Source organism: Massilia rhizosphaerae, assembly GCF_016093545.1.
GTDB lineage: Bacteria > Pseudomonadota > Gammaproteobacteria > Burkholderiales > Burkholderiaceae_D > Telluria > Telluria rhizosphaerae.
The window spans coordinates 89,651-104,616 of record NZ_JADKYX010000027.1; the positions used below are offsets into that span (position 1 = coordinate 89,651).

The 14,966-nt window shown below is 66.8% G+C and carries 10 protein-coding genes; 6 read left to right on the plus strand and 4 right to left on the minus strand.

All coding sequences use genetic code 11. The features are described from left to right. Nucleotides 1–14 precede the first annotated feature (14 nt). A complete protein-coding gene (locus ISF28_RS28030; RefSeq protein ID WP_198120470.1) occupies nucleotides 15–665 on the plus strand; it encodes a 3-oxoacid CoA-transferase subunit B in 651 nt (216 codons plus the stop codon). 36 nt (nucleotides 666–701) lie between these two features. Here the strand turns inward: ISF28_RS28030 and ISF28_RS28035 are convergent, their stop codons facing one another. The 3 genes from ISF28_RS28035 to ISF28_RS28045 all read right to left on the minus strand — a co-directional run bounded on the left by ISF28_RS28035 (nucleotide 702) and on the right by ISF28_RS28045 (nucleotide 2,906). Continuing rightward, nucleotides 702–1,073, minus strand: a complete 372-nt coding sequence (locus ISF28_RS28035) for an energy transducer TonB (RefSeq protein WP_198120471.1) — start codon at nucleotides 1,071–1,073, stop codon at nucleotides 702–704. Nucleotides 1,074–1,203: 130 nt separating this feature from the next. Then, nucleotides 1,204–2,523, minus strand: coding sequence for a M56 family metallopeptidase (locus ISF28_RS28040; protein WP_198120472.1), 1,320 nt, complete (start codon nucleotides 2,521–2,523; stop codon nucleotides 1,204–1,206). After that, nucleotides 2,520–2,906 carry a BlaI/MecI/CopY family transcriptional regulator gene (locus ISF28_RS28045; RefSeq protein WP_198120473.1) on the minus strand — a complete coding sequence of 129 codons (387 nt, stop codon included), beginning with the start codon at nucleotides 2,904–2,906 and terminating at the stop codon, nucleotides 2,520–2,522. Before ISF28_RS28045 ends, ISF28_RS28040 begins: the two co-directional genes overlap by 4 nt. Nucleotides 2,907–3,053: 147 nt before the next feature. Here ISF28_RS28045 and ISF28_RS28050 point away from each other — a divergent pair, with 147 nt between their 5' ends. Together ISF28_RS28050 and ISF28_RS28055 are read left to right on the plus strand one after the other, a co-directional pair. Next, nucleotides 3,054–3,806: an SIMPL domain-containing protein gene (locus tag ISF28_RS28050; RefSeq protein ID WP_198120474.1), complete on the plus strand. Its 753-nt coding sequence runs from the start codon at nucleotides 3,054–3,056 to the stop codon at nucleotides 3,804–3,806. 85 nt (nucleotides 3,807–3,891) lie between these two features. Further along, nucleotides 3,892–5,712: an ABCB family ABC transporter ATP-binding protein/permease gene (locus ISF28_RS28055; RefSeq protein ID WP_198120475.1), complete on the plus strand. Its 1,821-nt coding sequence runs from the start codon at nucleotides 3,892–3,894 to the stop codon at nucleotides 5,710–5,712. Here the strand turns inward: ISF28_RS28055 and ISF28_RS28060 are convergent. Continuing rightward, nucleotides 5,700–8,759: a TonB-dependent receptor gene (locus tag ISF28_RS28060; protein ID WP_198120476.1), complete on the minus strand. Its 3,060-nt coding sequence runs from the start codon at nucleotides 8,757–8,759 to the stop codon at nucleotides 5,700–5,702. The two genes, ISF28_RS28055 and ISF28_RS28060, sit on opposite strands and share 13 nt — an antisense overlap. Nucleotides 8,760–8,979: 220 nt before the next feature. On the opposite strand from ISF28_RS28060, the gene ISF28_RS28065 reads away from it, so the two are divergent. The 3 genes from ISF28_RS28065 to ISF28_RS28075 all read left to right on the plus strand — a co-directional run bounded on the left by ISF28_RS28065 (nucleotide 8,980) and on the right by ISF28_RS28075 (nucleotide 14,782). Then, entirely contained in the window at nucleotides 8,980–11,277 is a 2,298-nt protein-coding gene (locus ISF28_RS28065; protein WP_198120477.1) for an ATP-binding protein, read from the plus strand. Between the two features lie 315 nt (nucleotides 11,278–11,592). Then, entirely contained in the window at nucleotides 11,593–13,677 is a 2,085-nt protein-coding gene (locus ISF28_RS28070; protein WP_198120478.1) for an ATP-binding protein, read from the plus strand. A gap of 151 nt (nucleotides 13,678–13,828) precedes the next feature. Then, nucleotides 13,829–14,782, plus strand: a complete 954-nt coding sequence (locus tag ISF28_RS28075) for an IS1595 family transposase (RefSeq protein WP_198120479.1) — start codon at nucleotides 13,829–13,831, stop codon at nucleotides 14,780–14,782. Nucleotides 14,783–14,966 lie beyond the last annotated feature (184 nt).

Consider the following 14,966-nt stretch of genomic DNA (forward strand, 5'->3'; position numbering starts at 1 on the left):
CAGGGGAGACAGACATGGCATGGACTCGTGATGAAATGGCCGCGCGCGCGGCCAAGGAACTGCAGGACGGTTTCTACGTGAACCTGGGCATCGGCCTGCCCACCATGGTGGCGAACTACGTCCCCAAGGACATCGAAGTGTTCCTGCAGTCGGAAAACGGCTTGCTGGGCATCGGCCCGTTCCCGACGGACGACCAGGTCGACGCCGACCTGATCAACGCCGGCAAGCAGACCGTGACGGCGTTGCCGGGCGCGGCCTACTTCAGCTCGGCCGATTCCTTCGGCATGATCCGCGGCGGCAAGATCAACCTGGCCATCCTCGGCGCGATGCAGGTGTCGCAAAAGGGCGACCTGGCCAACTGGATGATCCCGGGCAAGATGGTCAAGGGCATGGGCGGCGCGATGGACCTCGTGGCCGGCGTCAAGCGCGTCGTCGTGGTGATGGAGCACGTGGCGACGGCCAAGGACGGCACCATCAGCCACAAGATCCTCAAGAAATGTGACCTGCCGCTGACGGGCGTCGGCGTCGTCGACCGCATCATCACCGACCTGGGCGTCATCGACGTCACGGACACCGGCCTCAAGCTGGTGGAACTGGCGCCGGGCGTCACCAAGGACGACGTCCTGGCCGCCACGTCGGCCGAGCTGGACGTCTCGGCCGTCTGACGGCAACGGGCGGCGCCGCGGCGCTGCCCATCCGCCTCAGTGCATCTTCCACACGTATCGCACCGAGGTCCATTGCCGGACCGGCTTGCCGTTCTCCTGCCCGGCATGAAAGCTGCAGCGCGCCAGCGCCGTGCGGGCGGCCTCGTCGAGCGTCGCGAAACCGCTCGACGCCTCGACCTTCGATTCCTGCACGCGGCCGTTCTCGTCGACGAGAAAACCGAGCTGGACCTTGCCCTGGTGGCCCGCCTGCAGGTCCGCATGCGGATATTGCGGCTTGGCGCAAGAGGCGAAGTCGAGGGTGGGACGGACTGTCTGCGGCGGCGTCGCCGCGTGGGCGGGCGCGGCGCAGGCGACGGCGAACGGCAGGCAGTGCAGGGCGGTACGGAAAAAGCGGGCGAAGCGGGACATGGTGCCTCCTTTGCGATGAGAACTGATGACCTTCAGTCCGTAAGGGCGTGACGGCGCCTTGCGCCGTTGCGCAAAAAATCGGTTGCGGATGCGGGCGGGAGCGCCTTGCGATCAGCGGCGCGGTGCCGCGTCAGCCGAGTGTCCAGACATACTTGACGGGCGCCCATGCCGATACGGGCTGGCCGTGCCGCAGTGCCGGCCGGAAGTGGCATTGGTGCAGCACACCGCGGGCCGCCTCGTCCAGGCTGGCGTAGCCGCTCGACTGCAGGATCTTCGATGCCGTCACGGTCCCGGTGGCATCCACGAGAAAGTCCATCGTGACCGCGCCCTCATGGCCGGCCGCGATGTCGGCTTGTGGGTAGTGCGGCTTGCGGCAGGTCGCGAAATCCAGCATCGCGCGGCGCGTGACGTCGGACGGCGCGGCGGTGGATGCGGTTGCCGTGTCGCCGCGGGTGGCCAGCGCGTGGGCGCTGGCGGCGCAGGCCAGCACGAGTCCCAGCACGGGGATCGCGGCGCGCCAGTCCAGCCCCTGCGGGTCGGGACGGAGCAGGCGGCGGATGCGCGCCGCCAGGTCGCCGCCGGTCGCGGCCTGGGCCAGGTGGTGGCGCGAGAACTGCAGCCGTTCCAGTTCCGACAGCGCCCGCGCCAGCCGGCGCGGTTCGCCCAGCCGGCTTGCCGCGAAATCGTCGGCGATCTGTTCCCGTTCGTGGCGGATGCGGTGCGAGATCCACCAGACGGCCGGGTGGTAGAACAGCAGCGCTTCGATCACGTTCTGCACGAGGTTGACGAGATAGTCGTGGCGCCGGACGTGGCCGAGTTCGTGCGCCAGCAGCGCTTCCAGCAATGCCGGCGGCATGCCCGTGACGAGGGCGGCAGGGACGAGCACGACGGGCCGCCAGAAGCCGGCCGTGATCGGGCTCGCCAGGCTGTCGACGATGCGCAGGCGCACGTGGCGATCCAGGCCGCAGCGCGCGGCCAGTTGCGACAGCCGTGCCTGCCAGGCGCGCTGCTCGTCCCGGTCGTCGGCCGCGGCGCGTTCGGCCGCACCCGGGGCGCGCACGATCCACAGCAGCCCCAGCGCCATGCGCAGCCCGAGCGCCGCCGCGCAGGCCGCCCAGGCGCCGACGATCCACGCGAGATGGTGCTGCACCCAGCCGAGCAGGCCGGCCGCTTCCCGCAGGGTCACCTCGGGTGCGCGTACCAGCGCCAGCAGGCGTACGGACGGGCTCCCGCGACCATCGTGCAGCATCAGCGCGAGGTTCGCAGCCGGCCACGCAATGCAGAGCAGCAGGGCGCCGCACGCCACGGCATAGCGCGTTTCCGGCCGGGCATTGCGCAGTGCGACGAGCAACACGGCCGTCGCGCAGCCGATCAAGGCCCCTTGCCACACGAAGTGCAGCAACGCCCAGCCGAGGCTCCCCACGAAGCTGCCGGCGAGCCCGGCGCTCATTGTTCGTCTCCGTCTTTCAGCAATTGTTCGATCTCGTCGCGCTCCTTTTTCGAGATGCCGCTCTTGAGCGCGGCCAGTACCAGGGCCTTGGCCGAGCCGGCGAAGGCGCGTTGCATCAGGTCCTTGAGCAGATTCGTCTGCAGCGCTTCCTGCGCCTGGGCCGGTGCGTACACGTGTGACCGTTCGCTTTCGTCGCGGATCAGCAAACCTTTGCCGTGCATGATCTGCATCAGGCGCAACACGGTCGCATACGTGACGTCCGGACGCTCCTTGATGATTTCCTCGTGGACCTGGCGCGCGGTGGCCGCGCCGAGCGGCCACAACACTTGCAAGAGGTCGAGTTCGGCCGGCGTCGGCTTGGGCAGGGCGGGAGATTTGGCCATGACAAGGCTTTCGTTACGTTGTCGATGAATCTAGACTAACTCGTCTAGATCGACTTGTCTACAAGTTTATTTTGCGTTCGTTGGCTTGCGCCAAGCCTCGGAAGGGGAATAATATAGACATCACTGTCTACGTTAAAAGGAGTGTTTATGCCGATATCCCGCCTGTGCAACGCGGTTCTCGTTCTGCTGCTGGCCGCCGGGGCGGCGCATGCGTCGCCCGTTCCCGGCTATCCGTTCGTGCACGTAACGGGCAGTGCCTTCGAGGCCGTGGCGCCGGACATCGGCAGCCTCGATTTCGAGATCGTGGCCGTGGATGCCGACCCGGCCGCCGCCCGTGCCGTCCTCGAAACGCGCGTGGGCGAAGTGCGCGCCCTGATGCAGCAACTGGGCATGGAGGCCGACGACGCCGCCGTGCGCGAGGTGCGGCAGAGCATCCGCAAGGACGACCGGACCGCGGCCGGGGCCCCGCTGTACGAGCTGCGCTGCGACGTGCACATCAATGTAAGCAACCTCGCCAACTGGGCACCGCTGGCCGGCGGCCTGCTCGGCAAGCCGAACCTCGACGGCTTCGCATCCGCGTTCGACCGCAGCGATATGGGGAGCATCAACGACGAACTCATGACGCAGGCGATCCGGGATGCGCGCCGCCAGGCCGACGTGATGGCGGCCGCCTTCGGGCGCCGCGTCGGCGCCGTGATGGCCGCGACGCCGGATGGGTTGAAGAACCTGGGCACCGCGATGGGCCTGGAGCGCGAGGAGTTCCGCCGCCCGCGCGCCGCCGCCAGTGCGCGCGCCCAGGAGGTGGACCGCGAGCAGCTGCTGACGGTCCCGTCGCTGAAGCTGCGCCAGCCCGTCGACGTCATTTTTCGGCTGGAAAACGTGCCCAGGCGCACGCGCTGACGCGTACACCGCATCCGGCGCGATGGCTTGAGGCAGCACAGGCGCCGGCCGGGAGCCTGGCGGCCGCCCGGCTGTCCAAGGCTGCATGACCTCCGACCCCGATGTCCACGACGACCACGACGACCATGCCGCCCGGCGCCGCTTCATGGCCGAGCTGTGGGAGGTCATGCGCGCGAGTCGCGCTCGCGTGGCGGTGTCCATCGTCCTGCTGCTGGCCGCGAAGGTGGCCACGGTGGCCGTGCCGCTGCTGCTCAAGCGCATCATCGACGCATTTTCGCAGGCCCGGCTGCCGCCGCAGCTGCCCGCCTATCTGCTGGTCGGCTATGCGTTGCTGCGGTTCGCCAGCACGCTGTTCAACGAATGGCGCGACCTGCTGTTCGCGCGCGTGACCCTGGGCGCGGTGGCGGCGTATGCGCGCAAGACCTTCGCCCACCTGCACGCGCTGGGCCCCCGTTTCCACGCTCGGCGCCAGGTCGGCAGCCTGCTGCCGGACATCGACCGCGGCACCAGCGGCATCGCCTACCTGCTGGGGGTGGGGCTGTTCACCATCGTGCCGACGCTCGTCGAGATCGGCCTCGTGCTCGTCGTCATGCTGCGCCGCTATCCCGGCGGCTATGCCGCCATCATCGTCGCGACCTTTCTCATGTACACCGGCTTCACGCTCGTGTTCACGGCGCGCCGCGTCCTGTACCAGCGGCGCGTCAACAAGCTCGATTCGCGCGCCAAGGGGCAGATGGCGGACAGCCTGCTGAACTACGACACCGTCAAGTATTTCGCCAACGAAGCCCACGAAGCGGCGAAATTCTCGTCCACGATGGACGGCTGGCGGGACGCCGGCATCAAGAACCAGCGCGCCCTGTTCCTGCTGCACGTGGGGCAGAGTGCCGTGATCGCCGCGGGGGTGGCTGCCATCATGCTGCTGGCCGGGCAGGACGTGCTGGCGGGCCGGATGCGCGTGGGCGACCTCGTGCTGATCAACGCGTACGCGCTGCAGGTCTGCCTGCCGCTGAACGCCCTCGGCTTCGTCTACCGCGAATCGCGCGATGCGTGGGTCAATGCGGAACGGCTGTTCGCGTTGCTGGGCGAGCGGCCCGAGATGCCGGAGCTGCCCGGCCTGCCGGCATTCGTGCCCGGCGTCGGCGAAGTCGTGTTCGAGCACGTGGGGTTCGACTACGAGCCGGGCCGTCCCGCGCTGGACGACGTCAGCCTGCGCATCCCGCCCGGCACGACGCTGGCCGTCGTCGGACGCAGCGGCTCCGGCAAGTCGACCCTGGCCCGCCTGCTGTTGCGTTTTTACGACCCCGACCGCGGACGGATCCTCATCGACGGCCAGGACATCCGCGCGTGCAGCCCGGCCAGCGTGCGCCGGGCGATCGGCGTCGTGCCGCAGGACGCCGCCCTGTTCAACGACACGATCGCCAGCAATATCGGCTATGCGCGCGAGGGCGCCAGCCGCGCCGAGATCGTGGCGGCCGCGCAGGCCGCGCAGCTGCACGACGCCATCGCCGCGCTGCCGGAGGGGTACGACAGTCCCGTCGGCGAGCGGGGCGTCAAGTTTTCCGGCGGCGAGCGCCAGCGCATCGGCATCGCGCGCGCCATCCTCAAGCAACCGCTGATCCTCGTGTTCGACGAGGCCACGTCGGCGCTCGATTCCGTGTCCGAGCACGCCATCGTCAAGGAGCTGGACCGGTTGGCCGAGCGGCGCACGACGCTCGTCATCGCGCACCGGCTGTCGACCATCGTCCATGCGCACGCGATCATCGTCATGGAAAGAGGCCGCATCGTGGAGCAGGGCACGCATGCGGAGCTGTTGCGGCGCAAGGGCGCGTACGCGCGGTTGTGGCTGCTGCAGCAGCGCATCGACCAGGACGAGGCGCGGCGCACGACAGTCGGTCAGAACGAGTAACCCAACCGTATCGAGTAACGGCGGCCCGTGTAGAACGCGCCGCGCTCCTTCAAGCCGATCCCCTGTTGCATGTACTGCTTGTACAACGCATTGGTCAGGTTCGTCGCCTGTACCGACAGGTTCAGGTTGTCCGTGAACTTGTACTGCAGGCTCGCGTCGAGCTGGCCGTACGCGCCGCCCCAGGTCGGCAGTGCGTACTGCACCGAGTACGGCTGGCCGAATTTCGGGCTCGCGGGATTCGCATCGATGCCGTCGCCGCCGTTCGTGCCGTAGGCGTTGACCGCCTGCAGGTACTTCGACCGCCAGCTGTACGCAAGGCGTGCCGACACCGGGCCCCTGTCGTACAACAGCGCCAGGTTGTAGGCATTCTTGGAGAGGCCCGCCATCGGCACGTTACCGACGTTCAGCAGATGGCCATCCGTGTCGCAACCGGAAAGATCACGTGCGATGAACGCGTTCGTATCCTGCGGCGTGCACCAGACCTGCTTCAGCGGCTTGCCCAGGTCCTGGTGGCTGTCGATATAGGTGTAGTTGGCGGAGACCCCGAAGCCCGACCACCAGCCCGGGAGCTTGTCGAAATACTGCTGGTAGCCGATCTCGGCCCCGCTGGCGCGTCCGGTCGCGCCATTGACGGGCGACGTGACCGCGAAGTCATGCGCCCGGCCGGTCGAGTCGTCGAGTGTGACGATCGCGGTCTTGCCGATGATGATGTCCGACAGGCGCTTGTTGAACAAGGCCAGCGTAAGCTGCCCGCCATGGCCGAAATAATACTCGGCCGTCAGGTCGACATTGTTCGAGCGGGTCGGCTTGAGCATCGGGTTGCCGACGCCGGCGCCGGTATAGTCGACACTGTCGAGGATCGTCGCCTTCGTCACCGGGTCGGTGTGCGTGTGCACGTTCTGGCTCAGCGTCGTGTAGGCCTGCATCTGCCAGAAATCCGGACGCGTCATTCCTTTCGAGAACGCGGCGCGGAACTGCAATGCGTCGCTGGCCTTCATGCGCAGGTTCAGGCTGGGCAGGACGTTCGTGTACGCGTTGTCGAAGCTGGTCTTGTCCGACCGCGCGGCGATCCTGGGTACGCCGGGGACCTGGGACGTATCCGGCGGCGAGAACAACAGGTAACCGGACGCCGACATGTCGGTGCGCACCACACGGATGCCGACGTTGCCGTCCACCGGGTAGCGCAGCTTGTCGAAGTTGAAGCGCAGCTGGGCGTAGGCGGCCCTGGTCTTCTCGTGCTGCCGGTTCTGGCTCTCGGGGTCGCCGAACTTCGCGTACTCCCACAGCGCGTCGCTCGAGCACGGCATGTTGCAGAGCACTTTCACCATGTCGTGCAGTTGGGCGAAGCCCGGCGGCGGCGCGCCTTCCGTCAGCGCCCTGTTCGCGACGACGATCGCCGGCGGCATCGCGGTCGATCCACCGAAGAAGTCGTCGAATGCCAGGGGCGCGACCTTGTCGCCGGCGAAACGCGGGTCGCTCAGGTAGGCCAGTTGGCTGAACGGCTGCCAGCCGTCGTGGCCGACGGCCCAGGGCGCCGTGATCTCGTGCCACTGGCTGTTGCCATGGGTCGCGCGCGTGTCGGCATGGCGGTTGGTAAAGCGCACGCCGAAACGCACATCGTTCAGCACCGGGCTGTCGAAGGTGTACCTGGCGTCCAGGCGGGCCGCGTTCTGGGATGAGACGGCGACGTCGCGGTGTTCCTGGGTGGAGTTCCAATAGTAGTTGTCCGGATCGGCCAGGAAGGCGCGGTCCGCGGCGTCGAAGGTCAGTGTGGGCGGATCGGTGCGGAAGTCCACGCCCTCCTTCGGCATGAAGCCGCCCAGTCCGACGAGGTTGTCGTACCCGTCCGTCGTGGCGCGCGTATGCTGCAGGTCGCCGCTGAAGGTCCACCGGTCGGTGGCGCGCCACTGCAGGTTCCACGCGATGTCGCGCGTGTCGGACGTCCGGCCGGCGCTGCGGGATTGGGTGCCGAAACCGATGCCCGGGTCCTGCGGCGCGCGGATCGTCCCCGCCTGCAGCACGCCGTTCGCGTCGAACAGCGCGCCCGGATCGAGCATGATGGTGGCCGGATTCGCGCCCGCGGCCAGCGAGTATTCCGACGTGTGCATGTCGTACTTCGAGCGGAAATAGGTCAGGTGCGACGACAGGTCGTCCTTCTTCCACTGCAGCGCGCCGTACAGGCCGTCGCGGTCGCGTTCGAAGTCGTTCGTGGTCCAGCTGCCGCCGTTCGAGATCCAGCGCCGGGCGCCGCTGGTGTCGCCCGTCACGGCATCGGTGCGCGGGATATACGGCGAAAACTGCAGGCCGTCGCTGCGCGTGTCGATGCGCGAATGGGCCAGGTCGATCAACGCGCCGAACTCGCCGAAACCGGTCTTCCAGCGGTTCGACAACAGGCCGGAGAACGACGGCGAATTCTTGCCGCGCAACCGCGAACGCGATACTTCCACGGACAGCGCGCCCTTCCTGCCCTTGAAATCGAACGGCAGTGCGGTGCGCAGGTTGACGAGGCCGCCGATGGCGCCTTCGATCTGCTCGGCCGATGGATTCTTGTACACGTCCACGCCGGCCATCAGCTCGGGCGGCACGTCCTCGAAGTTCAGCGCGCGGCCGCCGTTGGCGGAGAACGAATCGCGGCCGTTCAATTCCGACCGCACGTACGACAGGCCGCGCACCGAGACGCCCGTGCCTTCCGCGGCGAAGTGGTTGATGCCGTCGCCCACGCTTTGCAGCCGATCGGGGACGTTCAGGGTGCGGTCGATGGTCACGCCGACCACGCGCTGCAGCACTTCGGTCACCGACTTGTCCGGCAACTTGCCGATGTCGTCGGCGACGACCGAATCGACGATCTCGTCCGAGTTTTTCTTGCGGGCCGCGGCGGACTGCAGCGCGGCGCGCTGTCCGACGACCACGACGGTGGCGACATCGGACTTGCCGCCTTCTTTGGGCGCATCCTGGGCGCGCGCACCGTGTGCGCCCATCACGCCACCGGCCACGAGCACGAACCGGGCGGTGCCGCCGGCGATGGCGGTTCTGTGGAAGTGCGTCATTCCTCGTCTCCTCGCTGTTCCCTGCGCCTGATTAGACCTAGACACTAGCCATAAATTCTGGCGTGTGGCGGAACGTCGACACGGGGCGCGGTTCATCGCGGGGCGGCAAGTCGGCGGACACGTTGGGCGGGTGCACGCTTCGCGGCCGGTTGAAGTCGAAATCACTCGGGCGGCGTTGCCCGGGTATATACTGAATCATCCTGTCCGATGTCCAATCGGTATGCATTTGACCCCGTGGCGCTTCCGCTCGACCAGGGTGAATTACGTCCTGGTCATCCTGTTGATGCTGGCGACCCCCATCTTGTTGGTCTGGCAGCATTACGGGATGACGCGCACCCTCGAGATCTCCCCGCGGCACCCGTATGACGCGATGGTGACCGACGACCGCGGGACCATGCTCGGCCACCGCGAGAACGGCAATTCGGTCGCTTCCTTGACCGTCACGAGCGATGCCATCACCATGCGTTGCATTCTTGGGGCGGTCGCAACGTACCGATTCTGCGCCTTGCGATTCCTGATGGGCGATCCGGTCAACGGCATCGACCTGAGCGGGTACGACACGATCGCGTTCGACATGCGTTATTCGGGACCGGGCCGCCACGTCGTCAAGCTTCACCTGTTGAATTTCGACCCGGACTTGTCGACGCGGGACGACCCGGATTCGCAGCGGGTCAACGAAGTACTGATCGATCTGCCGTCCGCGCCGGAATTCACGATCCCGATGAGTGCCGTGCGCACCGCGGACTGGTGGCTATTCTCGCGCCGGATCCCGCTGTCCAAGAGCTATGTGCGGCTCGACCACGTCACGGCGGTGGACATGTTGACGGACGACTACAGCGCCACCGGACAGGTCGTCACGGTCGAGGTGCGCAAGATCGAGTTTCGCGGGAAATGGATATCGAAGACAACCTTGCTGACCTGGCTGACGTCCGCATGGATAGCTTTTGGTATGTTCGGCCTGTCGCTGGGCCTGCTCCACTTCCGGTCCGACCTGCAAGCCAACAAGACACGCCTGGAACAACTGGCCGCCATCGACCGGGAACGCAAGGCGGCCGAGGCCGCACGTGAGGCGGCGCTGGCCGAGGCCGTCGCACTGGCCCGCCAGCGCAGCAACTTCGTGGCGCAAATGAGCCATGAACTGCGCACGCCGCTCAACGCCATCATCGGCTATGCCCACCTGCTGGCGCGCGACCGCGACCATTTGACCGAGCGGCAGGCGTCCGGCCTGGGCACCATCCGCGAGAGCGGGCAGCATCTGCTCGTCCTGATCAACGACATCCTCGACCTGGCCCGGGTCGAGGCCGGCAAGATGGTATTGCATCCCGCCACCGTCGATCTCGGCGCCTTCGTGCGGGTCGTTGCCAACATCATGCGCGTCAAGGCCGAGGAGAAAAGCCTCGCGTTCAGCTGCGAACTGGCGCCGTGCCTGCCGTCGACGGTGACGGTCGACGAAACCCGGCTGCGCCAGGTGCTGCTCAACCTGCTGGGCAACGCGGTGAAATTCACCGACAGCGGCAAGGTCACGCTGCGGGTGCTGCCCGCGCCGCTCGCCGATGTGCCGGACGGCCAGGACGACGCGGCCACCGCGCGGTTGCGCTTCGAGGTGTCCGACAGCGGCATCGGCATGAGCGCGCAACAGATCGGACGCATCTTCCAACCCTTCGAACAGGTGGCCACCGCAAAGCGGAGCGAGGGCGGCACGGGCCTGGGCCTGGCCATCAGCCAGCAACTGGTGCGCCTCATGGGCGGCAATATCGACGTCGCCAGCGAACCGGGCAAGGGCAGCACGTTCCGGTTCGAGATCGCCGTGCCGGTGGCGGCCGGCGGCCCGGTCACCGCGCAGCCGCAGGACACCCCGGTCGGCTACGAGGGCGAGCGCAAGCGGTTGCTGGTCGTCGACGACGTGCCGCTGAACCGCGCGATGATGCTGGACCTGCTTCAGAGTGCCGGCTTCGTCGTGGCGGCCGCCGCGAACGGCCTTGAGTGCCTGGTCCTGCTCGACAGCTTCAAGCCGGACCTGATCCTGATGGACGTCATGATGCCGGTGATGGACGGCAACGAGACGACGCGGCGGATCCGCCGCATGCCGGAATGGGACGGCATACCGATCGTCGCCGTGACCGCCAGCGCCGGTGCCGAAGACGAACGGAAAAGCCGCGATGCCGGCGCCGACGCCTTCCTCGCCAAGCCCGTCGACCACGACGCGCTGCTGCGCACTATCGGCAAGCTGTTATCGCTGCAATGGATCACGGAACAAGCGGCACCGGCGACGACCGAGGGCGGCGATGACGCCCGCATGACCGTCCCGCCGGCGGCGGAGATCGAGGAACTCTGGCAACTGGCGCGCATCGGGAATATGCGCCAGATCCGGGAGCGGGCGGCCTACCTGCAGGGGCTCGACCCGGCCTACACGGCGTTCGCGAGCCGCCTGGACATGCTGGCGCAGGGCTACCATTCGAAACGGCTGGCCGCCTTCGTCGCGCGCTTCCGGACCGAGGACGCGGTGCGGCCGCCGTGACGCCTGGCCGCAGCATCACGGCGCCGACGCTTCGCGCAAGGGAATGTCCGGTCGCGTAACGCGTGGGTATATGATGAATCATCCGGTCCGATTCCAATCGGTACGCACATGAATCAGTGGCGCTCCCGCTCGACCAGGATCTGTTACGTCCTGTTCATCCTGTTGATGCTGGCAACCCCCATATTATTGGTCTGGCAGCATTACGGGATGACGCGCACGCTCGAGATTTCCCCGCGGCATCCGTATGGCGCGAGGGTGACCGATGACCGCGACAACACGCGCGGCAACAGCTCGAATGGCAATTCGGTCGCTTCCTTGACTATCACCAGGGACGCCTTCGTCATGCGTTGCTACCTGGGGGCGGCCGCAACCTATCCATTCTGCAAGTTCCAATTCCTGATGGGCGATCCGGTCAAGGGCATCGACCTGAGCGGGTACGACACGATTGCGTTCGACATGCGTTATTCGGGCCGGGGCCGCCGCGTCGTCAAGCTTCACCTGTTGAATTTCGAGCCGGAGTTTTCCAACCTGAGCGACTGGAATTCGCAGCGGTTCAACGAACTGCTGATCGATCTGCCGTCCGAACCCAGGTTCACGATCCCGATGAGTGCCGTGCGCACCGCGGACTGGTGGCACTTCTCGCGCCGGATCCCGCTGTCCAAGAGCTATGTGCGCCTCGACCACGTCACGGCGGTGGAGCTGGCGACGGACAACTACAGTGCCACCGGACAAGTCATCACGGTCGAGCTGCGCAAGATCGAGTTTCGCGGGAAATGGATATCGAAGACAACCCTGCTGGATTGGCTGATGTTCGCATGGATAGGTTTCGGTATGCTAGCCCTGTCGCTGGGCCTGCTTCACTTCCGGTCGGACCTGCAAGCCAGCGAGACACGCCTGGAACAAATGGCCGTCATCGACCGGGAACGCAAGGCGGCCGAGGCCGCACGTGAAGCGGCGCTGGCCGAGGCCGTCGCACTGGCCCGCCAGCGCAGCAACTTCGTGGCGCAAATGAGCCATGAACTGCGCACGCCGCTCAACGCCATCATCGGCTATGCCCACCTGCTGGCGCGCGACCGCGACCATTTGACCGAACGGCAGGCGTCTGGCCTGGGTGCGATCCGCGAGAGCGGGCAGTATCTGCTCGCCCTGATCAACGACATCCTCGACCTGGCCCGGGTCGAGGCCGGCAAGATGGTATTGCATCCCGCCGCCGTCGATCTCGGCGCCTTCGTGCAGGTCCTCGCCAACATCATGCGCGTCAAGGCCGAGGAGAAAGGCCTCGCGTTCAGCTGCGAACTGGCGCCGGGCCTGCCGTCGACGGTGACGGTCGACGAAACCCGGCTGCGCCAGGTGCTGCTCAACCTGCTGGGCAACGCGGTGAAATTCACCGATAGCGGCAAGGTCACGCTGCGGGTGCTGCCCGCGCCGCTCGCCGATGTGCCGGACGGCCAGGACGACGCGGCCACCGCGCGGTTGCGCTTCGAGGTGGCCGACAGCGGCATCGGCATGAGCGCGCAACAGATCGGACGCATCTTCCAGCCCTTCGAACAGGTGGCCACCGCAAAGCGGAGCGAGGGCGGCACGGGCCTGGGCCTGGCCATCAGCCAGCAACTGGTGCGCCTCATGGGCGGCAATATCGACGTCGCCAGCGAACCGGGCAAGGGCAGTACGTTCCGGTTCGAGATCGCGGTGCCGGTGGCGGCCGGCGGCCCGGTCACCGTGCAGCCGCAGGACACCCTGGTCGGCTACGAGGGCGAGCGCAAGCGGTTGCTGGTCGTCGACGACGTGCCGCTGAACCGCGCGATGATGCTGGACCTGCTTCAGAGTGCCGGCTTCGTCGTGGCGGCCGCCGCGAACGGCCTGGAGTGCCTGGTCCTGCTCGACAGCTTCAAGCCGGACCTGATCCTGATGGACGTCATGATGCCGGTGATGGACGGCAACGAGACGACGCGGCGGATCCGCCGCATGCCGGGATGGGACGGCATACCGATCGTCGCCGTGACCGCCAGCGCCGGCGCCGACGACGAACGGAAAAGCCGCGATGCCGGCGCCGACGCCTTCCTCGCCAAGCCCGTCGACCACGACGCGCTGCTGCGCACCGTCGGCAAGCTGTTATCGCTGCAATGGATCACGGAACAAGCGGCACCGGCGACGACCGAGGGCGGCGATGACGCCCGCATGACCGTCCCGCCGGCGGCGGAGATCGAGGAACTCTGGCAACTGGCGCGCATCGGGAATATGCGCCAGATCCGGGAGCGGGCGGCCTACCTGCAGGGGCTCGACCCGGCCTACACGGCGTTCGCGAGCCGCCTGGACATGCTGGCGCAGGGCTACCACTCGAAGCGGTTGGCGGCCTTCGTGGCGCGCTTCCGGACCGAGGACGCGGTGCGGCCGCCGTGATCCCGATGCGCGCCGTCAGGCAGAACGCGAGAATACGGCTGACAAGCAAACTTTGCGATCCTGAAAAAAGGCTGTGTTCGCGCTAGTTATGTGAACTGAAACTGGTTGCAGCGGTCATACGTATCGTCGAGTTAACTCATGGGGAGCGACGATGCGTAGCCTGCAGTTCGACGAAATCTTTGCCACGTTGACCGCGGTACCGTTGTCGGCAACCGACCTGGTCCGGTTGAGGAAATGGATCGCGAGTATCGCGGATCCGACGGAGTGCATCGCGCTGATCGAGGCCGCCGCCAGAGGTCGCCCCTGTCCGCGCTGCGGTTGCCGCCACGTCCACCGCTGCGGCCAGGCCAGCGGCTTGCAGCGCTTTCGCTGTCTCGGCTGTGGCCGCAGCTACAACGCGCTGACGGGCACGCCGCTCGCGCGGTTGCGCAAGAAGGAGTGCTGGCTGACCTACCTGCAATGCATCCTGGAATCGCGCACGGTCCGTGATGCGGCGCGCGTCGTCGGCGTGCACCGCACGACCAGTTTCCGGTGGCGCCATCGCTTCGTGCCCGGCGCGATGCGCGACCGGCCTGCGACGTTGTCGGCCATCGTCGAGGCGGACGAAACGTATCGCCTCGAATCGCAAAAGGGCTCGCGCCACTTGACGCGCAAGCCGAGGAAGCGCGGCGGCGTGGCGAGACGGCGTGGCATCAATCGAGAACACGATTGCCTGCTCGTCGCGCGCGATCGCAATGGCCAGACGCTTGATTTTCATACCGGACGAGGTCAAGTGACGGTCGCGCAACTGGATTGTTGCCTCAGGCCGGTGCTTCCGACCGACGTGTTACTGATCAGCGACGGTGCCGTCGCCTATCGACATTTCGCGGCGCAAGCGGGCATCACGCACGAGTGGGTGAACGTGAAGGCGGGCATCCGGGCGCGTGGCGCGATCCACATCCAGAACGTTAACAGCTGGCACAGCCGCTTCAAGAGTTGGCTGGTGCGCTTTCGCGGCGTCGCGAGCCGCTACCTGATCAATTACTCGGGATGGCAGCGTGTGCTGGACGCGCAGCTCCTGACGACGCCCGCGCATCTGCTGCGTGCTGCAGCCCAGCTCGGTTAGTTCGTTGCAGTCGAGTCACTGAAATAACGCGAACACAGATCGAGTAGGGGGCGGGGCTACCCCCGCCGCCCTCTCACACCACCGTACGTGCGGTTCCGCATACGGCGGTTCATTCAACACACTGGAAGCGCTGCCGGGTGTCCAGCAACGAAACCAACCCAAGCGCATCGAAATAACTTTTCGG